This is a genomic window from Nostoc sp. (genome assembly GCF_036917755.1).
Lineage (GTDB): Bacteria > Cyanobacteriota > Cyanobacteriia > Cyanobacteriales > Nostocaceae > Nostoc.
Window position 1 is genome coordinate 35,244 of record NZ_JBALFC010000158.1, and the last position, 25,644, is coordinate 60,887.

At 42.3% G+C, this 25,644-nt stretch carries 22 protein-coding genes and 1 pseudogene; 9 read left to right on the plus strand and 14 right to left on the minus strand.

The annotated features are described in order from the left end of the window. Positions 1 to 103: 103 nt before the first annotated feature. Positions 104 to 790, plus strand: a complete 687-nt coding sequence (locus tag V7L05_RS34220; RefSeq protein ID WP_335170711.1) for a hypothetical protein — start codon at positions 104 to 106, stop codon at positions 788 to 790. A 606-nt stretch (positions 791 to 1,396) separates the two neighbouring features. Here the strand turns inward: V7L05_RS34220 and V7L05_RS34225 are convergent. The 5 genes from V7L05_RS34225 to V7L05_RS34245 all read right to left on the minus strand — a co-directional run bounded on the left by V7L05_RS34225 (position 1,397) and on the right by V7L05_RS34245 (position 6,865). Further along, positions 1,397 to 2,224 carry a metallophosphoesterase gene (locus tag V7L05_RS34225; protein WP_335170712.1) on the minus strand — a complete coding sequence of 276 codons (828 nt, stop codon included), beginning with the start codon at positions 2,222 to 2,224 and terminating at the stop codon, positions 1,397 to 1,399. A gap of 160 nt (positions 2,225 to 2,384) precedes the next feature. Further along, on the minus strand, positions 2,385 to 3,215 hold the full coding sequence (locus tag V7L05_RS34230) for a metallophosphoesterase (RefSeq protein WP_335170713.1): 831 nt from the start codon (positions 3,213 to 3,215) through the stop codon (positions 2,385 to 2,387). A 315-nt stretch (positions 3,216 to 3,530) separates the two neighbouring features. After that, entirely contained in the window at positions 3,531 to 5,261 is a 1,731-nt protein-coding gene (locus V7L05_RS34235; protein WP_335170714.1) for a PAS domain-containing sensor histidine kinase, read from the minus strand. Between the two features lie 515 nt (positions 5,262 to 5,776). After that, complete coding sequence (locus tag V7L05_RS34240) at positions 5,777 to 6,049, minus strand: GlsB/YeaQ/YmgE family stress response membrane protein (protein WP_334829023.1); 273 nt, start codon at positions 6,047 to 6,049, stop codon at positions 5,777 to 5,779. A gap of 552 nt (positions 6,050 to 6,601) precedes the next feature. Then, positions 6,602 to 6,865, minus strand: a complete 264-nt coding sequence (locus tag V7L05_RS34245) for a hypothetical protein (protein WP_335170715.1) — start codon at positions 6,863 to 6,865, stop codon at positions 6,602 to 6,604. A gap of 209 nt (positions 6,866 to 7,074) precedes the next feature. Between V7L05_RS34245 and V7L05_RS34250 the strand changes: the two genes are divergently transcribed. From V7L05_RS34250 to V7L05_RS34260, 3 genes are all read left to right on the plus strand, one after another. Beyond that, positions 7,075 to 7,707 carry a bifunctional 4-hydroxy-2-oxoglutarate aldolase/2-dehydro-3-deoxy-phosphogluconate aldolase gene (locus V7L05_RS34250; protein WP_335170716.1) on the plus strand — a complete coding sequence of 211 codons (633 nt, stop codon included), beginning with the start codon at positions 7,075 to 7,077 and terminating at the stop codon, positions 7,705 to 7,707. Between the two features lie 113 nt (positions 7,708 to 7,820). Further along, positions 7,821 to 8,336 carry a L,D-transpeptidase gene (locus V7L05_RS34255; protein WP_335170717.1) on the plus strand — a complete coding sequence of 172 codons (516 nt, stop codon included), beginning with the start codon at positions 7,821 to 7,823 and terminating at the stop codon, positions 8,334 to 8,336. A 766-nt stretch (positions 8,337 to 9,102) separates the two neighbouring features. Continuing rightward, complete coding sequence (locus V7L05_RS34260) at positions 9,103 to 9,642, plus strand: L,D-transpeptidase (protein ID WP_335170718.1); 540 nt, start codon at positions 9,103 to 9,105, stop codon at positions 9,640 to 9,642. Positions 9,643 to 9,910: 268 nt separating this feature from the next. Here V7L05_RS34260 and V7L05_RS34265 read toward each other — a convergent pair whose 3' ends face one another. The 3 genes from V7L05_RS34265 to V7L05_RS34275 are packed head-to-tail and all read right to left on the minus strand — an operon-like array spanning position 9,911 to position 12,199. Further along, the gene (locus V7L05_RS34265; protein WP_335170719.1) at positions 9,911 to 10,312 is read right to left on the minus strand and encodes a helix-turn-helix domain-containing protein; all 402 of its coding nucleotides are present in this window, start codon (positions 10,310 to 10,312) and stop codon (positions 9,911 to 9,913) included. Continuing rightward, positions 10,296 to 10,595 carry a type II toxin-antitoxin system HigB family toxin gene (locus tag V7L05_RS34270; RefSeq protein WP_335170720.1) on the minus strand — a complete coding sequence of 100 codons (300 nt, stop codon included), beginning with the start codon at positions 10,593 to 10,595 and terminating at the stop codon, positions 10,296 to 10,298. The genes V7L05_RS34265 and V7L05_RS34270 overlap by 17 nt, the downstream gene beginning before the upstream one ends. A gap of 5 nt (positions 10,596 to 10,600) precedes the next feature. Continuing rightward, the gene (locus V7L05_RS34275; RefSeq protein ID WP_335170721.1) at positions 10,601 to 12,199 is read right to left on the minus strand and encodes an Hsp70 family protein; all 1,599 of its coding nucleotides are present in this window, start codon (positions 12,197 to 12,199) and stop codon (positions 10,601 to 10,603) included. Between the two features lie 907 nt (positions 12,200 to 13,106). On the opposite strand from V7L05_RS34275, the gene V7L05_RS34280 reads away from it, so the two are divergent. Continuing rightward, positions 13,107 to 13,907, plus strand: a complete 801-nt coding sequence (locus V7L05_RS34280) for a CDP-diacylglycerol diphosphatase (RefSeq protein WP_335170722.1) — start codon at positions 13,107 to 13,109, stop codon at positions 13,905 to 13,907. Positions 13,908 to 14,630: 723 nt separating this feature from the next. On the opposite strand, the gene V7L05_RS34285 is transcribed toward V7L05_RS34280, so the two are convergent. After that, positions 14,631 to 14,870, minus strand: a complete 240-nt coding sequence (locus tag V7L05_RS34285; protein WP_335170723.1) for a hypothetical protein — start codon at positions 14,868 to 14,870, stop codon at positions 14,631 to 14,633. 506 nt (positions 14,871 to 15,376) lie between these two features. Between V7L05_RS34285 and V7L05_RS34290 the strand changes: the two genes are divergently transcribed. Continuing rightward, complete coding sequence (locus V7L05_RS34290; protein ID WP_335170724.1) at positions 15,377 to 15,943, plus strand: hypothetical protein; 567 nt, start codon at positions 15,377 to 15,379, stop codon at positions 15,941 to 15,943. A 302-nt stretch (positions 15,944 to 16,245) separates the two neighbouring features. Here the strand turns inward: V7L05_RS34290 and V7L05_RS34295 are convergent, their stop codons facing one another. The 3 genes from V7L05_RS34295 to V7L05_RS34305 form a co-directional block, all read right to left on the minus strand. Beyond that, positions 16,246 to 17,229, minus strand: coding sequence for a polysaccharide deacetylase family protein (locus V7L05_RS34295; protein ID WP_335170725.1), 984 nt, complete (start codon positions 17,227 to 17,229; stop codon positions 16,246 to 16,248). 98 nt (positions 17,230 to 17,327) lie between these two features. Beyond that, positions 17,328 to 18,212 carry an aspartoacylase gene (locus tag V7L05_RS34300; protein ID WP_335170726.1) on the minus strand — a complete coding sequence of 295 codons (885 nt, stop codon included), beginning with the start codon at positions 18,210 to 18,212 and terminating at the stop codon, positions 17,328 to 17,330. A gap of 163 nt (positions 18,213 to 18,375) precedes the next feature. After that, the gene (locus V7L05_RS34305) at positions 18,376 to 19,431 is read right to left on the minus strand and encodes a glutathione S-transferase family protein (RefSeq protein WP_335170727.1); all 1,056 of its coding nucleotides are present in this window, start codon (positions 19,429 to 19,431) and stop codon (positions 18,376 to 18,378) included. Positions 19,432 to 20,037: 606 nt separating this feature from the next. Here V7L05_RS34305 and V7L05_RS34310 point away from each other — a divergent pair. The 3 genes from V7L05_RS34310 (at position 20,038) to V7L05_RS34320 (ending at position 24,130) form a co-directional block, all read left to right on the plus strand. Beyond that, positions 20,038 to 21,522 (plus strand): galactose oxidase-like domain-containing protein, encoded by a 1,485-nt coding sequence (locus tag V7L05_RS34310; protein ID WP_335170729.1) that lies wholly within the window; start codon positions 20,038 to 20,040, stop codon positions 21,520 to 21,522. Between the two features lie 210 nt (positions 21,523 to 21,732). Next, positions 21,733 to 22,845 carry a hypothetical protein gene (locus V7L05_RS34315; RefSeq protein WP_335170730.1) on the plus strand — a complete coding sequence of 371 codons (1,113 nt, stop codon included), beginning with the start codon at positions 21,733 to 21,735 and terminating at the stop codon, positions 22,843 to 22,845. Between the two features lie 310 nt (positions 22,846 to 23,155). Further along, positions 23,156 to 24,130, plus strand: coding sequence for a 2-hydroxyacid dehydrogenase (locus tag V7L05_RS34320; protein WP_335170731.1), 975 nt, complete (start codon positions 23,156 to 23,158; stop codon positions 24,128 to 24,130). Positions 24,131 to 24,311: 181 nt separating this feature from the next. Here V7L05_RS34320 and rbsK read toward each other — a convergent pair whose 3' ends face one another. After that, the gene (rbsK, locus tag V7L05_RS34325) at positions 24,312 to 25,271 is read right to left on the minus strand and encodes a ribokinase (RefSeq protein WP_335170732.1); all 960 of its coding nucleotides are present in this window, start codon (positions 25,269 to 25,271) and stop codon (positions 24,312 to 24,314) included. Positions 25,272 to 25,455: 184 nt separating this feature from the next. Continuing rightward, positions 25,456 to 25,644: pseudogene (locus V7L05_RS34330) on the minus strand (hypothetical protein); the annotation flags it as partial.

A 25,644-nucleotide genomic window follows, 5' to 3' on the forward strand; every position in this document is an offset into this window, starting at 1 on the left:
CTCAAGATGTATCAGCAACATACATTTTTCGACTGATTAAAACCTCTTGTTTTTACAAAGCTTTAGTTTGTCAATATCTTATCAAGGAGTGAAATCAACAGCTATGCCTATTCCTACCAATAAAGGCGAAAGCGAAAATAGTGAAGTTAAGAAAGATACTTACACCGATACTAATGGTAATACTCACACCCACCTGACACAAAGCACTGAAACATCTAAAACCAACACACCTGATCCCAACTCTTACCAAAAAGGTTACGTACAAGGTCGAAATACTGAGCATACCAATCAGCAAGCTGATTTAGCCGAGCGTGATAATAACAATGCTAATGGTGGTTTGGTGTTGGGTATTATTATTACTTCCGTGCTTGCTTTGGTTATAGGTGGGGTCTGGTACTTCAGCCAGCAGAATAACGCACCGGTTAACAATATTGTGCCGGTCGTGATTCCTGTACCGAGTAAGAGTAGTCCAATCCCTAGTGCATCTCCTCAACCAACGACAATCATCGAAAGAACCAGGGAAATACCTGTTGCTGTTCCTGTTCCTGTTCCACAACAGCAGGTTACACCTCCATCTGCACCTCGCCAACCGAATATTAACATTACTATTCCACCCCAGCAGCCTGCGGCAGAAAAAGCACCTGTAACCCAGCCAACCCCGAAAGCGACACAAACTCCGACGAGTCCAACTAGTATTACTCCGACTCCGCAGAACAAGGACGATACTTCTACTAATAGTGTCGCTCCAAGTACGAAAAGTGACACCTCTAAAACCACTCCACCTCAATAAGTAGACCAGTCAAACAGTACATCTAATAGATGCTACTACAGGTAGTTCTGCTCAATAACGGCTTCTGAACTTTCAGCCCACTTGATAATGCTGGCATTAACCCCAACATTATCAAGTAGGACAATTTTTTAAGCAATATTTCTGAATTATTGCGATAGATTAATGGTATTTAAGTTTAGTAAAGATGTGGTGTAGCTGAACAAACATAGGCTAGATTAAGAGCAAGGTACAAACAGGTTAAAAGTTAAACAAAAACTTTCAAGTTAGAGCCTGTGCCTCCTGCTCTAATGTTCTTGCGTAGGCATAGCCCGTCGTAGACATCGCTCTGAAGTTGTGGCATCCATTGAATGTATTTTTACCTTAAGTTCAATGAGTTGTTTTGGAGGTTTGAGAACGCACAGCCAGGAAATGCCTGTTTAATTGAAATCTAAGGATGTGCAATTCTGAGTATAGCGATCGCTAATGCTGTCCACCTTAGTTAGTTGAGTTATTTACTTCTGAATTCTCCAATCTTCAAGAAACCGCCGCAAGCTGCTGATAGTTATCCATCGCAGCTTCAGGCGGTTTCTGCGTTGAGTTAATTAAAAAATTCAGAATTGTTAATGACTAAATTAAGGTAATTACAGTCACTTCTGGCGGACAAAATAGGCGTCCTGGTTTATAAGTTCCTAAACCCCGATTAACATATAGTTGATTTTTTCCCACCTTGTGAAACCCTTGCGCCCACTCCCAATATCGCACTACTTTAGAACAGTCGCCCAGGAAAAATGTTACCCAACGCCGTAATTTTTTGGGAATTTGTTTGAGTAGCTTTTTATAATAAAATACTACAGGGCCAATGCCCGGAATTACGATGTGACCACCGTGAGTATGACCAGATAGTTGCAAATCTACGCGCCATTGTTGCAATATCTTGGCTGTATCTGGGTTATGGGATAAAACGATGCGGGGTGTAACGGAGTCTAGTTGATTCATGACTGGTGCGGGCTGGAATTCCCGTGACCAATAATCAGCTAGTCCTACCAGTGGTAATTCTTTTCCTAATGGATAGGCGATTTCATTCCAAAGCACATGCACCCCAATGCTAGTTAACGCCTGGGTAACTTCTGCTTTTGAGTGGCTGTAATAGATATCGTGATTACCAAGTACGGCGTAGATACCATAGCGACTTTGCAAATGTTTGAGTCGAAGTACCAATTGGTGAATTGGCGTCGGATCGTCAGTTACGTAGTCACCAGTTAATAGAATTAAATCAGGTTCAGCTTCGTTAGTAAGTGCGATCGCTTTTTCTAACATATCTTCCGACAGTCGCAAACCATCGTAGTGAAAATCTGACAACTGCACGAGCGTTGTACCTTGTAAAGATGCAGGAAGTTCTGCAATCTTAACCGTTATTTTATCTACTCTTAAATGTCCCGTAAACAACCAATGCATAAGGCAACCGATACTCCTCATACCAGCGTTTACAGCTTACCAAAAATCAAAATACAACTTGAGAAACTGCAATAATTTATGTCATATACTCCAGATATAATTAACTAATTGATTTATTTGAAATCGCTGAATTTAGTTATAGGGTTTTCCTTCTGCCTTCTCATTCACCTTGTAGGGTGATTATAGTAACTTCTGGGCGGCAAAATAAACGTCCTGGGAGGTAAGTTCCCAAACCACGGTTGACATATAGCTGATTTTTCCCTACCCGATGGAAACCCTGTGCCCATTCCCAATGACTGACTACAGAAACATTGACTTTCAAAAATGGGACTCGACGCCGTACTTTTCTGGGTATTTTTTTTACAAGCTTTTCGTAAAACAACGCCGCAGGGCCAATTCCGGGAATCACGATTTGACCACCGTGAGTATGACCCGATAATTGTAAATCGACTCGCCAGGATTGTAATATTTCCGCAGTATCTGGGTTGTGGGATAAAACGATGCAGGGTGTGTCCGGGTTTAGCTGGTTCATAACTGGTGCAGGGTGGAATTCCCGTGACCAACTATCCGCCAGTCCAACAAGTGGCAATTCTTTTCCTAGTGGATAGGCAATTTCGTTCCAAAGGACGTGAATTCCAATGCTAGTAAGGGCATCTGTAACTTCTGCTTTTGCGTGTCTATAATGTATATCGTGATTTCCAAGAACAGCATATATACCACTGCGACTTTGCAGATGTTTGAGTCGAAGTACCAGTTGGTGAATCGGTGTCGGCTCGTCAGTTACGTAGTCACCAGTTAATAGAATTAAATCTGGTTCAGCTTCGTTAGTAACTGCGATCGCTTTTTCTAGCATATCTTCCGACAGCCGCAAACCATCGTAGTGAAAATCTGACAACTGCACCAGCTTCTTACCTTGTAACGATGCAGGCAAGCCTGCAATGTTAACCGTCAATTTCTCTGTACTCAACGGCCCAGATAATAACCAATGCATAAGACGTTCAATAAAGCTCAATCATAGCGCTTACAGCTTAACTAAACATTGTCAGATTGTGTGTAGCGACCAGCGCAATTTATTGAAAAATTCATGAAAATTGTAGATTTTACCGTATTTATACTTGCCTAAGTTCAATGCAGCTTTGCTATTGACTGACATCAAAGTGGATTAATGGAAGTTACTCTTTGTCGGCTTAAGCAATGATTGCCTAACTTAGCTTATCTTTTAATTACTTGGAGCGCAAGGGAAAAGCGCAGCTTAAGAGCCGCAACAACTCAACTGCTATGTGACTGTCAGCATAATTTTTCCGTGTCAGGAGTTAGAAATTTGACGTTGTTGAATGAGGGGAATGCAAATGATAAACTCAGCACCAACTCCTGGTTGCGAAAGGCATTCTAAAGAACCGCCATGTCTTTCTGTGATAATTTGGTGACTAATAGCCAGCCCCATCCCCGTACCTCGTCCAACGGGCTTGGTCGTAAAAAAGGGATTAAATATTTGCTTTAAAACATCTTCTGGTATTCCCAGTCCATTGTCGCCAATGCAAATTGTGACTTGATTTGGCGCTAGTAATTGGGTGCGAATATAAATTCGGGGATTATCCGTTTTTAGTTGTTTTTTTGTTGCCCACCGACCTATAACCAATGAATCTTCTAAAGCATCGATGGCATTCACTAAAATATTCATAAATACTTGGTTTAACTGCCCAGCATAACATTCAATCAAGGGAAGGTTGTCGTATTCTTTGATCAACTCAATTTTCGGGCGCTGGTCAGTAGCTTGGAGGCGGCTTTGGATGATCATCATCGTACTGTCAATTCCCTGATGAATATCAACCGCTTTCATTCCCACTTCATCTAAGCGTGAGAAAGTCCGCAGGGAAAGCACAATCTCTCGAATCCGCTCTGTTCCCATGATCATCGATTGGAATAATTTGGGTAAGTCTGACCTTAAGAAATCTAGTTCAATTAAATCTGCAAACTCATCAATTGCCTTAACTGATTGGGGATAATGTCTTTGGTAGATATCTAACAGTGAAAATAAATTTTGGGTGTATTCATCAGCCGGGTTCAGGTTGCCGTAAATAAAGCTAAGTGGGTTGTTGATTTCGTGTGCCACACCTGCAACTAGTTGACCCAAACTGGACATTTTTTCGCTTTGAATTAACTGAGTTTGGGTGCTTTGTAGTTTGTATAATGCTGTTTCTAGTTCTTGTGCTTGCTGTCGGAGGTCTACTTCTGCTTGTTTGCGTTCTGTGATATCTCGGAAATACCAAATTCTGCCGTAACAATCTCCATCGGGGGAGCGCACTGCCGCAGAATAACGATCTAACGTCCGTCCATCCTTCAGCACAATTTCATCATGGCTGTTTTTCTCTGGATGCTGGTACAGATATTCGACTTGAGCGAGAAATTCTGCTGGATTTTCTAGTAGGTCTAGCACACATTCTAGCAGTTGCCAGTCTGAACCACTCTGGATTATTGCCGGAGGAATTTGCCATAAATGGGAGAAATGTTGGTTGTATGATGCAATTTGACGATTTTCATCAATAATCAGAATGCCGTCGATTGAAGCTTCTTGTTGAGCTTGTAGCACAGCATTACTACGGCGCAGGGCAGCTTCTACCTGCTTTTGCTGTGTGAGATCACGAATAGTCCCAACTAAGAAATGATTACCTAGCTCATCCTCAAACAAACATTTTTTGGTCAGGATAAAGTGTGTTAAGCCATAGGAATCTGTAAAAAATTCCTCATTTTCATCAGTTATGCCTGTAGTTAAAACCAGTTGATCTTTTTCCCAAAACACATCAGCTTCTGCTGGGGGAAAGAGATCATAGTCAGATTTGCCAATTAATTCTTCTCGGCTATGCCCGATGAAATTACAGAAGGCATCGTTAAGTAGTATCCACTGATGTTGGTAGTTTTTGACAAAAATTGGGTCAGATATACCGTTGATCATCCGCAGCAGAAAAGCCAGCGAGAAGTTTTGCTGCTGTGTATATTCTTTGTCAGAGGAGTCATTGAGAGATTTGCAATCATTCATACGCTTAGTTGGATCTAAAATCAAGCAAAAACTTAAACGTCTAGCTATGCGTGTCTCAGCCTTAGTGATATTTATTATTCCCAGATTTATTGCTGATTTATAGAAAGCGGCGGGAAACTCCATCCCCAGGTGTCTGTAGAGGGATAGCCGCCCCGCCGCTTTAGTTATTAGTCATTAGTCATTGGTCATTGGTACTAATGACTAATGACTAATGACTAATAACTCAATTCCCTTGAGTGGGTGGAGTTTTTTATAAGGGTTGCTCTTGCGAGGCGACAATCAGCCACTAGTGCCGCTCGCCGATAAGCTGCTACCGACTATTGGATACCCACTACTGCTAGTACCCCTAAAGCTGCTCATAACATCCAACATCATATTATTTGATTTATCAATAATAAAAAAAATAGCGCCAGCCTGTTATTAGGCTGATGCTATTTTTTTTATTTAATTCCCAAGTTAAAAATAGTTAGATGAATTTGCTAAATCTTTGTCATTGATTCACCGCAACTTTATTTCTACACAGCACTGCGGTTGGTTAACAAATTCCACAAGAAGACTGCGACAATTGCACCAAGAACTGCTACCCCAATTCCTGGAATGCTGAAAGTAGGAGATGCTAGAGCTAAGGTTCCCGTACTAAAGAATACACCTAAACTACCGCCAACAAAAGCACCGATGATTCCTAGCACGATTGTTCCCAGAATCCCGCCACCTTGATGACCAGGGTAGATAGCTTTTGCGATCGCACCAGCAATTAGACCTAATACAATCCAAGCAAGAATATTCATTGTTCTTAATTCGGTAAACGTTTTTCACTTCACTTCAAATATATTAGCAATCTTAATCTTTTGATTCCATCTATCATCAGAATTAATTAATTATATCCATAAGGAATAGTTTAATCGATACTGACGATACTAAGTTTTTTAATATATGAACCAATTGAGGTAGATAATCAATTAAAAAAAGCTCCTAGTAGGTCTTTAACTAGGGGCTTATCAAACAAACTATTGCTTGGTAATTGCAGTATATGCCTTTTAACTAGCTCTCTCCTCTACTAGAAGAATTAAGCTGAGTTTTCAAAGACTGCCTCTAAAGTAATGTAAAGGAAGCAAAATCAGGCAATATTAGGAGATCCCCCCTAACCCCCCTTAAAAAAGGGGGGATCTAAAAGCCCCCTTTTTAAGGGGGTTGGGGGATCTCTTATGCGTAAGTCCTAAATATGTATGACGGGCGCCCAACGCACTGGCTCGACTTTGCGCTAAATCCCCGTTACAAAACTTAATTACGTTCGCGTAGCGTGCCGGAGGCTCTATTACGAATTAGGAATTACGAATTATTTAATTGCTTATCCCGTCATCACTGCTAATGACTCGATGGCTGATAAATGGGAACAGTCTGCGGTAAAACCAATGCATACTTAAGAGAATTAGGCTTACCAAGGCCAGCAGCATGACGCCCAGAATCGTTCCATATGCCTTAGTGTGCCACCAAAATCCTGCACCTAGTCGCACAAGCTTCCACAAGCTGCCTATATTTACGCTTTCAGAATCTTGAATGCTAATTGCTAAGGATGCTGCTGTGTTTTGTCGCGCAATTGTCATTTTAATTACTCCTTTAGACCTAAACACTGAGGTATTTAATCTTAAAATACGGTAAGTCGATAGATTTTATGATGTTTATATGTAATATCTCATAGCTTGATGCAAGAAGCAAGTTTTAAGGGGATGGGCATTGGTACTGGGTATTAGTATTGAAAATTAGGTATTAGGAAAACTATTCTCTAGTCCCCAGTCCCCAATCTCCAGTCAAAATGCCTAATCAAATTTGGTTATCACAATTGCAAAAACATCGAGCGATCGCAGTCATCCGCGCCTCTAAAATAGAAGTGGGACAGCAAATGGCAATGGCTGTAGCATCTGGGGGAATGCAGTTAATTGAGATTACCTGGAATAGCGATCGCGCTGGGGAATTAATCAGTCAACTACGCTCAGAATTACCAGCTTGTATCATTGGCACTGGTACGCTATTTAATGTGCAACAGCTAGAAGAAGCGATCGCATCTGGGGCGCAATTCCTCTTCACACCACACGTTGACCCCGCAATGATTCAGGCGGCACAAGAAAAAAATGTTCCTATTATACCAGGAGCTATGACTCCTACAGAAATTGTTACCGCCTGGAGTCAGGGCGCTAGTTGTGTAAAAGTGTTTCCCGTGCAAGCAGTGGGAGGGGCTGATTATATCAAAAGTTTGCAAGGTCCGCTAGGTCAGATTCCCTTAATTCCTACTGGCGGCGTGACTCTGGAAAATGCCAAAGAATTTTTGCAAGCGGGAGCGATCGCTGTCGGTTTGAGCGGTGAATTATTTCCTCAAAAGCTTGTCACAGAGGGAAATTGGCAGGCGATCGCATCTGGGGCAAGAAAGCTGATTCAACAGTTAGCTTAACTTAGAATCAAATCATCAAAAATTCACGTCTATTAAAGTAATAGATATGGAAATAAAGGTGAAAACTGATAAGTTTCTCAATATCCCATGATTTGAATGTGAGTGTATCTAAAATGAAAATACTGATTTATCCTGACTGGGTGCGTCGTTTACAAATACTCCTCAGTGGTACAGCACTGTCCTTAAGTGTTTTTACTACTACTGGAACGAGTGAAGTTTGGGCGAATTCCAAAGATCAAGTGATTGCACAAACAATCCAGACATTACAACAATCGGATCAGCGCTGGATTCAAATTAATCTTTCAAAGCAACGATTAATAGCTTGGCAAGGTGACAGAGTGGTTTATGGAAGTGCTATTTCCTCCGGCAAAAAATCCACTCCCACTCTTGTTGGTGCTTTTAAGATTCAATCCAAGTTCAAAACTACACAGATGCAGGGAGAAGACTACAATGTTCCCAACGTTCCTTATGCAATGTTTTACCAAGGTAATTACGCTATTCACGGAGCTTACTGGCATAAGAGATTTGGCACTCCAGTGAGCCACGGCTGTGTGAATATAGCACCTAAACATGCTAAATGGCTATTCGAGTGGGCATCGGTAGGGACACCAGTTGTTATCCAGAAATAGTAGGTGAAGTAGCCAGAAGGCAATTTAGGTAAAATCATAAATAACAATAAATCAAGACAATTAAGTGATTCCCAGCAAGATTTTATGCTGGGAATCTTCGGAGTCGGAATTACTGAACTTGAAATAAAATATAGAAGAGAGCATTTGCACGACTGCCTAAAGAAATAAGCGTAAATCCTGACAATTCCTGTGTGAAATTACAAATGCAAATATGAATTCGGGGAAGGTTTGCATTTAGGCATTTAAATGACAGATTTTTTGTAAAGTTTGTCCTTTGTAATTAGTCATTAGGAATGTGGATTAAACAAAATGCAAAACTTCTGTTTTCTAGGGTGCGTTATGCCCTTGGCTAACGCACCATTCCGATATTTTTGGTGCGTTACAGAAGCCGTAACACACCCTACAAATAAATCTGACTTTTCACGGTATCTGGAAAACCTCACTTCTATTTCTCTCTCCTAAAAGGAAAGAGACTTTGAATTTTCCCCCTTCCCGCATCGGGAAGGGGGTTAGGGGGTTAGGTTTTTTGTGGGCTTTTCCATATGACCTGAATTGTCTAGACGAATAAATCTGTGTTCCTGTAGTCAATAACAAATGACAAATGTGCAAATTGGACGCAGATTAGCTTAGGACTTATCTTGAGAAGCATTAGCGGATGAATTGCGTAAATCCTCCACAGGAAGCGAGTAGTCGATCTGGAAATTTGTAGAGTTCCAGAAAATTACTTCACTTCATAATTTTTGCGTAGTTTAGAAAATGAGGCACAATGCAAACCTGGATTCGCAGTGGTGGAATTCGTTCCTCTGGAACTTTTTGTACAGGCGTGGCGCTGATGGTGGTGACTTTATTCTCTTGGTCATCACCGTTAGCAGGTACACCCAACTCGACTACAGCAACAGCCACGTCAGTCGATGAAAACAGCATCACTCTATCTAATATCAGGCAAAGATCCCAACCTCGCTGGATTGAAATTGACCTGTCAGAGCAACGCTTACGTGCATGGGAAGGTAATAAAGTTATTCATTCATACCGCATTTCCACAGGTAAGCGATCGACTCCTACACCCATAGGTAGATTTCGGATTAATTCCAAATATCGCACTCACCGAATGCGAGGTAAGGACTACAACATTCCTGACGTTCCTTACACAATGTATTTCTACAGAGGCTATGCCATCCACGGTGCTTACTGGCATAACCGTTTTGGGACTCCAGTCAGCCACGGTTGCGTAAATTTACCTGTTAAGCAAGCTCGCAATCTTTACAACTGGGCTTCAATGGGAACTTTAGTAGTGGTACGGAAATAATTCGTAATTCGTAATTAAGAGTTTCATTACGAATTATCGTGATGATGAATTGATTGTTGCGGCAATTCTTACCTTGATTTATGGAAAGGTGTGTTCCACTCCGTGAACGCACCTTTCAATACATACTGCTAGACTAAAAACACTGTATTACCAGAAATTGAACTTGCACTAACCGTCAATCAAGTTTTTGGATGGTTAAAAATGGGTGGTTAGCAATAACTCGGCTGGAATGAGAAAAAGCGTAGGCGTAGCCCGTCGTAGACATCGCCTAATTCTCAAACAAACTAGTATCAACCTGAAAAAAGTTGCCTAAGTCTTTAGCCATCTCCTGAGTAATTTCTTGTTTTCCACTCATAACTTGAGAAACAACCTCTCTTGAACCGAGAATTGCTACCAACTCAGCTTCCTTAACACTCTGAGCATCAATAAAATGGAGAAACATTGAGCGTGCCGTTGATTCTCCCATTGGATAATGCTCATCCTCATACTTTTCTATCAGAGCGATCAACAAATCTAATAATGCCGACTCTTCTAAAGTTCGGTTAACTCGATGAGACAGTTCTTCAGCTAGTGCAATAGCTTGCTCGTTTTCCTCATCTGTTTTAATAACCTTGGGTTGATATTTAGCAAGCAAACTAGCATAAGTTTCACGGTTAAAAGTAAGGGTCATTTTTCCACTTATCCTGATCATATTCTGCGTGCGTCAAAATGTATTTAAGATAAATTATTTGGTCACTGTAAACCAAATCAACTGTCAGACGATATTTGTTGCCTTTGATATTAAAAACAGTAAAATTCCCAACAGCTTCTGCTTGAGGATAAACTGCTTGCACTTGGGCAAGATTATTCCATGTAGCTTTATTGGCAGCCTTGTACCAGCTGTTAAGCGCATCACAGGAATCAGCATACTTTTGGCAAAATTCCCGCAGCTTTTTACGACTGATGATGTGCATTATATCTAGCTCAACTGTGCCACAAGTTGATTTTCCAAAAGTGTATCATTAGTTAACAAGTCCTCAACGGTGATTCGCAAAAAGCGTTGTTCATCAACTTGAAAGAGGATTTTGACGCGATCGCTTCCAGGATATCCGGCTGGTGTCAGTTGGGCAATTGTCCTCGCACCTTCTTGATCGTTGAGGGGTTTGACGCTGGTTTCACTATTGTCCAGACGGCGAGTAATCAGGCGATCGCCATCAAAATAAACTTCAGTACTACCCGTATCTGCTCCCAATTCTCCCATAATTAGTTCAATACTAGGCTGATTTTCCACAGAAGCGCCTAAGACTAATTCTACTGGCTGACTCATTGGGTATGCCTGTCCAGCTTTAATTAAAGAATGCCATTTGTGACGCTGGTTGCGGCGATCCCAGTAGCGGATACCATAACTATGGTAGAGAAAGTCTTTGATTTGTATCCCTTGAGCTAACTGTAATGCACCTTGAGCGATCGCTTCAAAAGGACGTTCGCAACGGATTTTTTCTGGCTCAAAATACTGTTTAATCCATGTCTGCACTGCTGGTAATTGCACTGTCCCACCAACTAATAAAACTGCATTAATATCTGGAAGTTCTATCCCTTGGCGTTTTGCTTGCTGCAACAGTGTTGTCATCGACTCATCCAATAACTCAAAAAATGCGTGTTCTTTGAGGATATTTTCAAAAGTGTCGCGGTTTAATTCCAGTTCATAGCTTTCAAATGTCTCATCATCAAAATAAACTTCACTAGCTTGGTTTTGGGTTGATAGCTGAATTTTTACCCGTTCTGCCAATCGTGTTGTCAAGGGACTTACCGCCAACTCTTGAGTTTTGGCAAAGTAATCTACTAACCAATTATCAATATCAGTACCGCCCAAATTTTGCCCAGCTTTCGCCAGGACACGGGCAGTTTTGACTTTTTGCTTTGAATCTTCAGCCAAGGACTTATTACCCCACTTGAGGAGAAATCCCAAGGGCTTTGTGGTTGCTTGCACACCTTGATCCAACCGCACAAGGGACAAATCCAAAGTGCCACCACCAAAGTCAATCACCAAGAGAATTTCTTGATCTGCCAAGCCATAACCCAAAGCTGCGGCTGTCGGTTCATCCAGCATTCGCACCTGTTCGACGGGAAGGGCTTGACAAACTTTTCCCAACCAGTGACGATAGGCTTCAAAACTGTCTACGGGTACCGTTAAAACTAGAGAATCTAAACCCCCTTGCAGGGGCGCTAGTTGTTCAATCACCTGAGTAAGGAACCATTGCCCGACTTGTTCAAAAGTGACAATTTGCCCATCTAGTTCGGGTAAGAAACCTTGGATATCTGCACCGATACCCCGCTTGAAGCTGCGGAAAAATCGCGTTTCGCCTTTGAGGTCAAGACCGCGATCGCGTACTTGTTGCCCGACTAAGACTTTATTTTGGGTTGCGTCTTCAACATAAACCAAGCTGGGAATCAGTGGCGGATTGAGACTTTGTTTAATTGATAAACCTGGTAGATTCAGGGTTTCTGGCTGCTGGGTGACAGGGTTCCAACGAGCAATGACTGTGTTGCTAGTACCAAAATCGATTGCGATCGCCATATTTTATATTTATTCTCTCGCACGAAGATGCCAAAGCTGCTTTATCTGTGATTATTCTCTATAACCCACCAAGAATGCAAATGCGCCCACACGCTTGCTTCTTTGCATCCCAACCCAGATATCGATTCAGTCCGTTGCAGCTAAGTGTTAGCACAGTTAGACAATTGGCTTGTCAGAAAGCATGGAAATCATTGGCTGTAAATGTATAAAAGGAGCAATAAACTCAACAGCAGGCTTTATCATAGTTGCAGTCTTTTTCTTATTGGCATGAGGTGCTTAAACTCACTTCACACGCAGATGCTGAAATGTCATAAATCGCCCGAATCCTATCAAGCTATTGCATTGCTAGTATTTTTTCAGTAGTTTGAGGAATAAGCGATTAAGAGGGTTTTTATTAAAGCTAAAATTAAAATTGAAAATCAGCAACCACAGATTGAAGAATTGACAGAGGAAGAAATGACGTTTGTTATTGGCGGTGCTTTTGATTATGATACTGTGTACCATATTTGCTGTGCTGTTTCTTAAATCCTTTGTGAGCAAGCTTTTCAAGACTTAACGGGAAAAGTCAGTTTGTATGATCGCCTATTGAAGCGATCACCATTTTTTATTTTACTGTCTAACTCCGATTTCTATTTTTCCTCTGCATAGAGTGAGTGACAAAAGAGGGTTAGTCAACTCTTCTAATACTGTTCGCTCTTCGGCTGTCAAGGTGACGATGTACTTTTTCTTTGGCATCAGTGCTAAGTTTTTTCAGTCACAATTCCTTTTAGATTATTTTCCCTGACTCTATCCCTCAATTCAAACTTTACAGAGTAGTAGTCTGTCAAGCTAATTTTGCTAAGTAGCACCTCTAATTGGTAAACTTTTAAGAATTTGTATACTGTCAATGCCACATAGGAAGTAAGTAATGCGCCTATTTTCTACAAGAGGTTTGCCCAAGTCCCGTCTCTGGCGCAGGGCTGTTACCGCGCTAGTACTGGTAGGTGCGGTGACAGGTTTGATTGCCGATCATACTCGCAAGAGCAATGCCTTGTGGCGCATCGTCCATGAGGCTTGCGTCCCCAACCAAGAAAAGCAAGGCAATCCCGCGCCTTGTACCTTGGTTGATTTGAAACAGGGCTATGTCCTGTTGAAAGACCGGGTAGGAAAGACGCAATATCTGCTTCTACCAACTGCCCGGATTTCCGGCATTGAAAGCGCTAGCCTGCTGGCGAGGGATACCTCAAATTACTGGAAGTTCGCCTGGGACTCGCGCGCTCTAATATCGCAGCGCTTGGGACGAATGCTGGCGAGGGATGCGATAGGCATGGCGGTCAATTCCGCCTTTGGACGCAGCCAGAACCAGTTGCACATCCATATCGATTGCATAGCCCCCGACGTGCGGGCGCAACTACGTGCCCACTTAAGCGCCATCGGGTCGCACTGGGCGAATCTGCCTTTCCATCTGGATGGGCATCCCTATCGGGCTAGGCGCGTCGATTCCGCAAGTTTGCAAGGCGTGAATCCATTCGTGCTGCTGGCACAAGATGTACAACAATCCATGGTACATGACATGAAACGCCAGACTCTCGTGGTGCTGGGGGTGGTATTCGAGGATGGAAGCGATGGCTTCATCTTGCTGACAGATACGGCGGATGCACTGCAAGGCGACTTCGCTGATGGGGAGGAATTGCTTGACCATGCCTGCACCATCGCTCAGAAACCTTGACGACAGGCGTTGTTGCGTCAATAGGGAAAAATGGTAAATTTTACTTAGCCCTCTTTCATCATCAGTCTTGGAGAAAGCAATCGCTGCAAGGCTTACGAGACTTTGGTTTCCAAGTTTTAGCTATATTATTTGAATTTGTATTAGAAAATAAAGCCTCAAACCTTGATAGGGTCATAGTGGCAGCATAGTGCAAAGGGTGAAATGAGCAGTGATACCGAAAGTTACGCGCTTGGACTTGATGAGCCACTTTCAATACTGCGATCACCAAAACGCACACTATGACAAACCCCGAAAACCTCAGCGATCGCCGAAACGGGGAAATTGTTCGTTAAGGCTGTAATCGTAATCCTTTTACAGTAATAGTTTCAGCAATGTATATCTGGGGTAATATTTTGTCAATAAAACAACGTAAGTGACCAAAAAGCTGATTATTTCGTTCACCAATCCAGGCGATTAACCCAGACTTATAAATAAGACACATAGCAAACCTACTTACATAGATTATATTGTTAAATTTCCTGAGCGATCGCTGGAGGAGTTTTGTCACTGGGTGTACCGCTTTATGGGCAATGCTCAGTTCATCTCTCCTCAAAATCTAGCTGAACAACACCAGAAATTTGCTCGTGCATTAATAAATCGGTATTCTTCCAAAGCCACATAAATCAGGATTTTAGTACAGAAACCTAATCTAACCCGGAACTCCGGGTTAGTGGTAGTTCACGCTCAATCTTCATGCCGTAACTGCCATACTGCACCGAAAGCAGCCCCAGCCCCAGCTACCAATCCGGTACTCATCCCTTGGATAGTTTTTTGGATTGGATTTTGAGTTAGACACTCACTTGTAACCTTACTGTCATCCAAGCAGAGACTACTTTCTGCCCAACCGGCAGTACCTCCTAAAATTACACCAGTTATACTACAGGAAAGAACTAGCAGCAAAAGACGTTGATTTTTTCTAGCCATAGATAGATGTTTCAAATATTGAATATAGTAATAGCACTCACTTACTTTACACATTCTTGCTAGCAAATGTCAGCTGGCTTCAACAGAACTGGCTCCCCTGAAAAAGCCCCGATTTTTACAGACAAAAGTTTTATTGCATAAAGATCGGAGCAGTAGACTGTGATATCTTTCCTCGAATCCAACTAAATTCATAGCTAAAATTAATCTCAAACTTTGATTTGAGTAAGTTAAAAAATATTTTTGGCATCAACAGTTAAAAGATAATAAGGATCTGATCAAGAAAGAATTCAGGAGTCAGAAGCCAGAATTCTCCAATTGAATTCTATGCGAACCCGCGAATGAATAACGGGTTTGTCTTAAGTGGCACTATTTTTCACCGATCTCGGCTCAATCTCCCATTCGGGTAAAGCCTTTTTTAACCAAGACTTAACCAAAATTTATCAAGAATGTTTCTTGTTTATAAGTATGTTTCTAGTAGAGTTTCGTAAATTATCTATAGTTGTACCATGAAAATTCGTAGAAATTTGATTGGATTGACAATTGGCGTGCTTTCTGCAATAAGCATTTCTGATATCTGGAACATTCACAAGGTAAATGCTGCATCTGTGAATGATACGAATTCACAACAGGCAGTTTGCACAAAGTTTGCTACTGGTACATATCTCACGACAATATCTGATTCAACAGGTAAGTTCGCATCTCGCTCACTGATCACACTGATCGCTGACGGTAATATCTTGGTTACAGACTCTAACCAAGGTGGTGTTTACCAAGGTAAAAATCAGTTCAATCCTTTCACTACCTCTCACGGTTCTTGGAAGTGTAATAAAAATGGGGACATTAGCGCCACGATATTAAACTTCAATTTATCAGGTTCTCTACCTCTAGCAAGCAATCCTCTCAGCGTTGGTGGTCAAAATTATAGCATCAAGTTCAATCAAAGTACTCAGACGCTGCAAGGAACAATCCAGCTTCGTTTCTTTGATTTAAATGCAACTGTGCAAGAAGCTACTGGTTCCAAAGGGGTGCCACTTACGTTTACATTTATCGGACAGCGCGTTACCACTAAGTAAACCAAAAACATTTTTCCCAAATTGGGAATATTTCACCAAAAATCCCTCAACCATCTGGAAGAGGGATTATTCTTATAAAGACATTGGAATAGGGAACTATTATAAAAATAAATTTATCTTTTTGCCAACACTATTTTCTCCTTCTCAAAGAGAGTTCAAAGTTTCTTTTGCCTGTAATTAAGGATACAAATTGGACTGATATAGCAATCCTAAATGAGTCGTGAAAATCTCCGATTCCTCTCTCTGCGTTCTCTACGCCTCTGCGGTTAATTTATTTTTACAAATGATTTAGGACTGCTATATTACCTCTTTTGAGGCACTAATACAGGCAGTTGACGGGCACCGGCTACGAATTTGGCATGTTGTCCAACAGTCAAAACATTGAACTGACTGGATATAAGTTCTAAACTTTTATTCACTATTGCCAGCTTTTTGTAGGTAGGGACACTCATACCAGGAAAGAATGATAGTTCTGGCACATCCTCTTGACTTAAAAAGTCTGTAGGATGGAGTAGCAAAGAAGGCTGGACGCGTGTAAGTTTACACAGCCACAGGGCAATTCGCAGGTAGAGTAACGCCACTTCCGAAGAAAATGTACTCAGATACATGATGTAACTGAAGTGAATTGGCACCTTGAAAATTGGCATGGTGGTAACGGGAATCTCAGTGAGTTTATCCTTACCCATGTGCCACTGGTAAGGTTTCAGAGGCTGCAAACCGTCTTTGAAACCGCCAAACAGGGCTTCCCGTTTCTTGCGTTCTTCCTTACTCAGTTTACAGGTCATCAAATAATATGCTCGTGCTATCGGCCCCAAAAATGTGGGAAAAGTCGAAGCATCATATTCGTATCCCCGTCGTGCTAAGACTTTCAATACCGCAGGAGAAAAACTGTATCCCGGCCCCCGAAAGCCGATAGGATGTTGATGAGTGACGCGCTTGATATGTTCTTCAGCGATCGCCACCTCTTGTTCAATCTCATCCTCTGAATACAGATGTAGCCAAGGATCATGGTAAAATGAATGATTGCCAATTTCGTGACCAGCGTTAGCGATCGCTTGTAATGCCTTGGTGTTCTTTTCCAGCGCTGCATCCTGACCCACAATGAATACTGTGATTGTCAAATCCCATTGCTGAAGAATATCTAAGAAACGAGGTACTGCGATATCCAGGTAAGAAGGGAAAGTCTCCCAACCCGGAGCGCCCTGATTTTTTAGATAAGACCAAATATTATCCAAATCTAAAGAAAGACTGGCTATTGGTTTGTTTACTGGTGGCTTGGTTTGCATTATTAGTTTAAGTCTTTGGACAATTTTAAACGTAAATTATTATAATGTTAGGGGCTTGAGCAACTGGTTAAAGGTAGGTAAACTTACGCCACAGTTTACTAGATATTGATTTGCTGCTTCTGAGTCAAACACATTGCAATTCCCTTTTCATAGTAAGCTGCCTCATTAATAAAAATAGGCCAAACGGTAGATTTTCCCTCATAAATAATTGTTTTATCATCAAATGTGATAAAAATTGGATCTCCTGGGTTTAAGGGTTGATAATCCTTGTCTTGAAGCTCTGGATGAATCATTCCAAAGATTGTCCCATCCTGTTTTTTTGGATAGTCCACAACTGATAAATGGTCATAGAGAATCAAAGTTTCGTTAGTTGATGTAATTTGACCCTGGTTAAATTGTTCTAGATAGTCTAGAACCGTATCAACAAGTTCCTCTGTTTCTTGGAACAGTGTCGCTTTTAAAATACCTTGGGCAATAGGCCCAACCTCGATCGCAAAGCCTAATTCGCACAGGGAATTTACAAATGGGTTTTCTTCAATTGATTTAAAAGAGCAGCGATAAATCCTCACCAAAGGACTTATATGGCTCAGATAAGCAGCCAATTTGAAGTTTAAGGGATGACTGTTTACTAAAATAATTGTCAGACCCATATTAGCTGTACTGCTGTGCAAATCTAAGATGAAATCTGCTTGTTTATCCGCATTTGATGCCAGGGTGTTCTGGATTGATTTAGCTTGCAATTCTTCGTAACTGTTCAGAGTCGGATCTTGTAAATCTTGCTTGAGAAAACAGCGATTTAAATCCTTCTCTACATATCGCCTCGCCGCCGTAAAAGCGTTAGGATTTGCTAACAGAGTGACTGTCTCAAAACTTGGTCTAGTAATTAAATCGGGAAACTGGGCAAATTTTTGAATCAGGTAAGCCCCTGTAAACTCATTGCCATGAGTTCCACCAACAATTGCAACTCGATTAATCTGGTTCACGATTACACCAACTCCCGAATACAGCCATCGAGGTATCAGTTTTCAACAAAGTATGTTCAGTTTAATTCCCCAGCAAGACAGGCAGCACGAATTGAAGCCTAATTCAAATCCCCGTCACAAAACTTAATTACGAATTACGAATTACGAATTATTTTAATGTACCTTATGAAGTATGCACTTTGCCGATGCGATCGCGCCCATGTGGTTGATTAAGATCAGACATATCAGGGCCATCGGGAATAATCCCGCCCGGATTGAGTGGGAATAGGTTCCCGTAGTAATCCCGCTTCACACTTTCTACATCGCAGGTGTCAGCAACACCTGGAAGCTGATATAGATCACGTAGATAACCTCCCAGATTCTGATAGTCTTGAATTCGCCGCCGATTACACTTAAACAAACCGTAGTAGGCACTATCAAACCGAAATAACGTTGTGAATAAACGGACATCTGCGAGTGTGAGATTGTCCCCACACAGATATCGACTATTCTGCAATGCAATCTCAATCTCATCGAGAGTTGCGAACAGTTCATTACAGGCTTGATTGTATGCTTCTTGGGTTTGAGCAAAGCCGCAGCGATATACACCATTATTTACGGCGTGATAAATCTTCTCATTCCACCAGTCAATTTTCTCTTTGAGTTCTTCCGGGTAAAGATTTAGCGTCGGATTGTTGGCGAACTCGTTAAACTGAGAGTTCAGCATCACAATAATCTCTGCACTCTCATTATTAACGATAGTTTTTGTTTGGTTATCCCATAATACTGGCACTGTAGAGCGTCCACTGTAACCAGGTTCTGCCAGCTGATAAAATTCAGCTAGTGTGCTGCAACCCTGTTCTTCCTGGTTGAATATCCAACCGCCTTCAATGGGAGAAGGAGAGACGATACATACTGATATTACCGCTTCGAGTTTTTTGAGCGATCGCACAACCAGGGTTCGGTGCGCCCAAGGACAGCCCAGCCCAACATAGAGTTTGTAGCGCCCTGTTGCTGGTGGGTAAGGATTCCCTGACTCTGTACCAATGAACTTCCGAAACTGGCTATTAGGACGAATATACGCTCCCGACTGATTGCTAGGAGCAAGCTTTGACATCATTATCTGCCACATAGTCGTCCAGATATACTTTCCCAGCCAGATGATCAGCTTGGGAGGGAGTGTCCTGCCCTTTTTCTTTGGGAGATTTTTCTGGTCATCCATTGGAGTTGAGTTGCTCATGGCGACAATCTTGCTTTGGGAGGGATTGACATTACCACTGTTTCTACTCAGTAGGTTTCCCTGCTTACAACCCACTCTGAGTTTTACTACTTTACTTTACTACGCTTTGCCTGTATTTTATATCATTATTCATTGCGAAAAATCTCTCAGATTTAAGCTAATCGTCATTCAAGTTGCATCTTGGTATCTATGTACCCTTTGTCACATCACACCATTGTTAACAAGTTAAGATATTTGTCAATAAGTAATAGTGTTTCAAGCCTAGTCAAAAATCGAGGTCAGAAACACAAATTTTCAGCCAGCGATTCCCAATGCAAGCTGCTTTCAAAGTTATGAGCAAAAGAAGCTGACCCTCAAGCTTCTCTTTGCGTCTACCCATCATATTTAAAAGCATCGTTTATCCTTAACCCAAAAACCCAATACTAGGCGTAATTAGATACTCAGGAGCATGGATGGTTAACAGCGTAATTACTCTTGACAAAACTGATTTTACATTAGCTTGTTATAAAAAACATCACATCTTAACACTAAGTAAACCTAAAAAAGTATAGATATAAATTTAGGAATAAATTAAATAAAATTTACGTAGGAATAATTGTAAATAAAATGACTCAACCAAATAACAAGACTAACTTTCGAGAGGAAACGGATTTAGGAACTTTGATAGCTCAGGCTACTACCACAGACAAATGGCAAGTATTGTCCTACAGTCTTCCAATCCTACCTATACATGCCGCCCTACTTCGTACTGGTAAGATATTATTTTTCTGTGGCTCAGGTAATGATCCCAATCACTTAAATACTCCCTATGACAGTGTGCTTTGGGATGTAAACAAGGGAACCTTTTCGCGCCAAGCGCCTCCATTGGATAGTAATAATCAACCTATTGACCTTTTTTGCGCCGGTCACTCGTTCACCGCTGATGGTCTGTTAATGGTTGCGGGTGGAACTCTGCGCTACGATCCATTTTATGGTTCATTCTCTGCTCTGATGTTTGATCCCATTACCGAGAAATGGGTCAAGAAGCCATCAATGAATAATGGCCGCTGGTATGCGACTTTGTTAACACTAGGCAGTGGTCGGATCTTTGCAGTGTCTGGATTGGATAAAGATGGCAACCTCAACAGACAACCAGAAATTTATTCTTCTACATTTGCAAATGGTTGGAACGCTTTTCCAACAACTAGTGCCTTACCGCAATACGCACAAATATTTCTACTAAGTAGTGGAAACGTCTTTTATTCAGGTGCTTACATGGGCGGCGGTGGAGTGACACCAAGGATACTAACCCTGCCAGGGACATTTACACAATCTATTGCAGAAAAAGTGGTGCCAGGGCTGCAAGCCCCAGATTTCGGTAATCAAGCTGCCAGTGTGCTTTTACCACCTGCACAAGACCAAAGGGTGATGATTATGGGTGGGGGTAATAATACTACGGCAACAAACAGGGTGAATATTGTAAATCTAAAAGCTACTAACCCAACTTACGTAGGATCAAGGTTTCTAAAATATGCTCGGATGCATCTGAGCGCCGTTTTGTTGCCCGATCGCACAGTGTTTGTTTGCAATGGTAGCAAAATGAATGAGGACATAACACAATCAATGCTGCCAGCAGAAATCTACAATCCAGTCACAAATACCTGGACAGCAGTCGCTAAACAAAATGTCCCCCGCGTATATCACTCGGTGGCCTTGCTTCTGCCAGATGGTAGGGTAGCCACAGCTGGGGGTAATCCCGCTCGGAGAGTCAATGAACTGCGATTAGAAATCTACAGTCCTGCATATATGTCGCGGTCACGACCAATCATTCAGAAGGCTCCTCAAAGATTGAGCTACGGGCTGCAATTTACGATTCAAACACCCCAGGCTGCGAATATTAAATGGGTTAGTCTGATTAGACCAATGGCAACCACCCATTCCTGCGATGCAGAACAAAGGTTAGTGGATGTACCAATTAGTTATAGGAACTCTACTTCTCTTAATGTCACGCTAACAGACAATCGAAACATCGCACCACCAGGCTGGTACATGCTTTTTATTAGTGACAACAATGGGACACCCTCAGTAGCAACCTGGACGCAATTATCGTAAGCGTTAGAGATTTCTAACAAATAAATTATCCAATCTTGCGGGGTGGGCAGCGTTCGACTGAGCGCTCACGCCTAAGTCTTGCCCGCCTTTGGCTAAGAGATTCGAGATGCCCACCCCACAATCAGTAAGTTGAGTATTTTTTTATTTGTCAGTCCCTGACGCGTTTATGTTCAATACACTGCACTTTACCTAAATTCTAGGAGTGGAAATATGAGTTACAAGCTATCACGTCGAAAATTTGGCCAGTTGGCACTTGCTGGAACTGTAGTATCTGGAATTAGTTATCTAAGCAACAAAGTCTTGGCGCAAACACCAAGTTTAAAAATTATCGGTATAGGTTCTGGCAATATCATCACCACTGACCAAAGGGCTATTCCAGAGGTAAACACCACTGAATTAGACAGCAATGGCTCAAACAATGTATTCACAAATATTAAGCCTGTAGGACTAGGACTTGTTTTGCAATCCTTAGTTTCAGGAAAGAATCAACTTCTAACTCCACTAGCCTCTCAGATACTTGCCAAGCGCGGTACAGATTTAGGGGAGTCTAATGAGGCATTGAGTATTTTCAGTTCTTTAAGCGATGGCACATTTGCCGATCGCATTAGAGCTTTAGTAGACCCTAATCAGATATTGAATAACTTGACCTCTTTAGGCGATGCTCAACCTGCCGATCGCGTTACACCTTTAGTACAGTCTAATGAGATATTGAGTGGTTTCACTTCTTTAAGTGATGGCACGCTTGTCGTAGCTGTTACTCCTATTAGCACTACTAACATACAGGCGGCACCTACTCGCATTACATTTTTGAGTACACCTGTAAAAACTTTGATCATCTCAGGACTTAACCAGGATCAAGAACTTGGGAGCTTGCTAGGCACTAATGATGGGCGACTCATCGGTTTAGTAGGTAAGAAGAACGGTACACCGCCGATCAGATTGGTAGATATTAACGTTCAAACAGGAGAGATCAGTTCCATTAGTAAGATTCAATTCCCAAGCAATGATCGAGTCAGTAATCTAGCTCAGTGCCCAGATGGAATACTTTATACCTCTTTAGTTGGATTCGATGGTAGTACAACTCTGGTGCAGCTAGATTCAAATCAAAAAAACCCGATCAAACTGGCACAATTGCAACTTAATGGTCAAGCATGGAATAATGGCTTACAAAGCTTGCTTTGCTCTGCAACAGGTCAACTCCTCGCCTTTGGAGCCATGAGGTATCAAACACCTAATACTGTGTATAGCGTAGATAAGAATAGTGGAAACATGACTCGGCTACAAGACTTTGACGCTACTCAGATTACGCTTGCTCGTGGGTAGAAGGGATTGAGCCGATATCTAGCAAAAAAGTGCCAAGCCCTCGTCTGCACTTGAGGGCTTTTTATCGAAACAGAAGTCAGGAGTCAGAAGTCAGAATTCAGGAGTCAGAATTCAGAATTCATATCATGTCCGCTTGATTACCCATAATAAAAGAACCCCACCCCCAACCCCTCCCCGCTTGCGGGGAGGGGAGCTAAAGCGCTGCCGCAAGTTACGGAGGCGGAGCCTCAATGAGGGGCATTCCCAACGAGATAATCTGCTAAAAGCTGTTTCTAGGCTGGTTTTCACCTTAAGTTGACACCAATGCAATATGCCTCAAGCTAAAGTCTTTATCACTCGTCGCCTACCCATCGAATTGGAGCAACTGCGATCGCTCGCTAATGTGGAAGTTTGGCCAGAACGCCAACCCCCTCCCTACGAAATTTTACTAGAAAAAGTCAAGGAAATAGATGGATTGCTCTGCTTGCTGACTGACCAAATTGATCGGCAACTGATAGAGTCTGGGAAACTCAAAGTTATCAGTCAAATGGCGGTGGGTTACGATAACATTGATATTCGTGCCGCTACTGCACAGCAGATTCCCGTGGGTCATACTCCGGGTGTGTTAACTGATGCTACCGCAGACTTTACTTGGGCATTATTGATGGCAGCTGCGCGGCGAGTCGTGGAAGCAGATCGGTTTACTCGTGCAGGGTTGTGGCAGACTTGGGAACCAGACTTGTTATTGGGGCCGAATGTTACAGGTGCTACTTTAGGGATTGTTGGTTTTGGGCGCATTGGTCAGGCGATCGCTCGTCGTGCCAAAGGGTTTGAAATGCGAATTTTGTATACGAGTCGGCAACGATGCCAGCCAGAATTAGAACAATCTCTAGGTGTGGAGTTTGCGACCTTGGAACACCTACTTCAAGAATCGGACTTTGTGACACTGCATACACCATCTGCGGATGATACTTATCATCTGATTAGCGATCGCCAATTTGAGTTGATGAAGCGATCGGCTATTTTGATTAATACAGCACGGGGAACGATTGTAGATCCCGATTCTCTGTATCGTGCCCTTGCAAGTGGTGAAATTGCCGGTGCTGCTGTGGATGTCACCGAACCAGAACCGATTCCCACCGATAGCTTATTGTTAACCTTAGATAATCTCATTATTGCACCTCATATTGGTAGTGCCAGCCGCCAGACACGCTCAAAAATGGCAACAATGGCGATCGCTAACTTAATCGCTGGACTGACAGGCGATCGTCTAGTTGATTGTGTCAACCCGGAAATTTATCGTTGAAAGCCTCATTTCCCCCACTCCCTAGTACAGATGCGATTAATCGCGTCCATTGGTGTCAACTTAAGGTTAAAAGGGCGGTTAGAAACCGCGTCTACACAGGCAAAACCCACCTTCGTGGGTTAAAAACCCTTGATTTTGCATTAGTCCACGAAGGTGGACTTTGTTTGTGTAGCCGCGAATTCTATTCGCCAAGGCTTAAGTTGACACGCATGAATCGCGTCTCTCCCCACTCTCTAAGAAACGCATCAAATGTAAACCTATCCGGTAGCGAAGTTTGTGCGCCTAGTTTTGTTGTCGCCAAAGCACCGGCGGCTGCACCCCAAATAACAGCCTGATGTAAAGAAAGTTTTTCAAAAAGTGCCGCCGTTAAACCGCCATTAAAAGCATCACCAGCAGCTACTGTGTCAACCGCATGAACTGGAAACGCTGGGATAAAAAACTTTTCCTCAGCAGTGGCACAAAAAACACCTTTAGCACCCAGTTTAACGATCGCACATTTCACACCCCGTTGTAATAAAACTTCAGCTGCTTTGGCTGCTTGTTCCTCCCCATGCACAGGAAAACCGACTAACTGCGCTGCTTCAACTTCATTCGGGGTGATAATATCCACTAACGGGTAAAGTTCATCTGGGAAATCAGATTGTGCGGGTGCTGGGTCGAGAATTACAGTTATTTTAGTTTTTCTGGCGGCTTTAGCAGCTGCAACCACGGCAGTAATTGGAATTTCTAATTGTAAAAGCAGTGCTGTAGCTGATGGTAATAAATGGGACAATCTCTCGACATCTTCTTGATTGACACACCCATTTGCACCAGGAATTACAATAATTTGATTTTCACCCGCATGATTGACGGCGATGATGGCGACACCAGAACTAACAGTCTTATCCACGAAAATATTGTTAATCTGCACACCAGATGCTTGCAAATTGTTGACAAGTTCTACACCAAAACCGTCTGCACCTACACGCCCCACCATTTGAGTAGGAATTCCCAATCTTGCTAATGCTACAGCTTGATTAGCTCCTTTACCTCCCGAAACTTGAAAAAAGTCTTCTCCTAGCAATGTTTCTCCTGCGACTGGTAATCGCGGTGCTGTTGCTACCAAGTCTATATTGATGCTGCCGAAGACAATAATGCTCATGATGCTTATTAAACCCGAAGAACCCCACCCTAACCCTCCCCAATCCATCGGGGAGGGTTAGTTAAGCCGTTAGATTACTTACTCACTACGAGCAAATTATAACCTGATTTAAAAAAGAGCAATTGCCAACACAATGGCTCAATCATTACAGCCTGTGGCAAAAGCTGACGCTTGAATTTCACATTTAGCATCCATCAAAAAATATTGCTCCAGGGTTAACGTTTCCGTGTTTCGCGCAGTCTGTAGCAACTTCCGCCTTAAGAGTAGGAACTTCTGCCTTAACGTTTCCGTGTTTCGCGCAGTCTGTAGCAACTTCCGCCTTAAGAGTAGGAACTTCTGCCTTAACGTTTCCGTGTTTCGCGCAGTCTGTAGC

What these genes read in the sequence shown, in the direction of transcription:
- V7L05_RS34220 (WP_335170711.1), top strand. Translation starts at nt 104, where the DNA reads ATGCCTATTCCTACCAATAAAGGCGAAAGCGAAAATAGTGAAGTTAAG.
- V7L05_RS34225 (WP_335170712.1), bottom strand. Translation starts at nt 2,224, where the DNA reads ATGCATTGGTTGTTTACGGGACATTTAAGAGTAGATAAAATAACGGTT.
- V7L05_RS34230 (WP_335170713.1), bottom strand. Translation starts at nt 3,215, where the DNA reads ATGCATTGGTTATTATCTGGGCCGTTGAGTACAGAGAAATTGACGGTT.
- V7L05_RS34235 (WP_335170714.1), bottom strand. Translation starts at nt 5,261, where the DNA reads ATGAATGATTGCAAATCTCTCAATGACTCCTCTGACAAAGAATATACA.
- V7L05_RS34240 (WP_334829023.1), bottom strand. Translation starts at nt 6,049, where the DNA reads ATGAATATTCTTGCTTGGATTGTATTAGGTCTAATTGCTGGTGCGATC.
- V7L05_RS34245 (WP_335170715.1), bottom strand. Translation starts at nt 6,865, where the DNA reads ATGACAATTGCGCGACAAAACACAGCAGCATCCTTAGCAATTAGCATT.
- V7L05_RS34250 (WP_335170716.1), top strand. Translation starts at nt 7,075, where the DNA reads ATGCCTAATCAAATTTGGTTATCACAATTGCAAAAACATCGAGCGATC.
- V7L05_RS34255 (WP_335170717.1), top strand. Translation starts at nt 7,821, where the DNA reads ATGAAAATACTGATTTATCCTGACTGGGTGCGTCGTTTACAAATACTC.
- V7L05_RS34260 (WP_335170718.1), top strand. Translation starts at nt 9,103, where the DNA reads ATGCAAACCTGGATTCGCAGTGGTGGAATTCGTTCCTCTGGAACTTTT.
- V7L05_RS34265 (WP_335170719.1), bottom strand. Translation starts at nt 10,312, where the DNA reads ATGACCCTTACTTTTAACCGTGAAACTTATGCTAGTTTGCTTGCTAAA.
- V7L05_RS34270 (WP_335170720.1), bottom strand. Translation starts at nt 10,595, where the DNA reads ATGCACATCATCAGTCGTAAAAAGCTGCGGGAATTTTGCCAAAAGTAT.
- V7L05_RS34275 (WP_335170721.1), bottom strand. Translation starts at nt 12,199, where the DNA reads ATGGCGATCGCAATCGATTTTGGTACTAGCAACACAGTCATTGCTCGT.
- V7L05_RS34280 (WP_335170722.1), top strand. Translation starts at nt 13,107, where the DNA reads ATGCGCCTATTTTCTACAAGAGGTTTGCCCAAGTCCCGTCTCTGGCGC.
- V7L05_RS34285 (WP_335170723.1), bottom strand. Translation starts at nt 14,870, where the DNA reads ATGGCTAGAAAAAATCAACGTCTTTTGCTGCTAGTTCTTTCCTGTAGT.
- V7L05_RS34290 (WP_335170724.1), top strand. Translation starts at nt 15,377, where the DNA reads ATGAAAATTCGTAGAAATTTGATTGGATTGACAATTGGCGTGCTTTCT.
- V7L05_RS34295 (WP_335170725.1), bottom strand. Translation starts at nt 17,229, where the DNA reads ATGCAAACCAAGCCACCAGTAAACAAACCAATAGCCAGTCTTTCTTTA.
- V7L05_RS34305 (WP_335170727.1), bottom strand. Translation starts at nt 19,431, where the DNA reads ATGAGCAACTCAACTCCAATGGATGACCAGAAAAATCTCCCAAAGAAA.
- V7L05_RS34310 (WP_335170729.1), top strand. Translation starts at nt 20,038, where the DNA reads ATGACTCAACCAAATAACAAGACTAACTTTCGAGAGGAAACGGATTTA.
- V7L05_RS34315 (WP_335170730.1), top strand. Translation starts at nt 21,733, where the DNA reads ATGAGTTACAAGCTATCACGTCGAAAATTTGGCCAGTTGGCACTTGCT.
- V7L05_RS34320 (WP_335170731.1), top strand. Translation starts at nt 23,156, where the DNA reads ATGCCTCAAGCTAAAGTCTTTATCACTCGTCGCCTACCCATCGAATTG.
- rbsK (WP_335170732.1), bottom strand. Translation starts at nt 25,271, where the DNA reads ATGAGCATTATTGTCTTCGGCAGCATCAATATAGACTTGGTAGCAACA.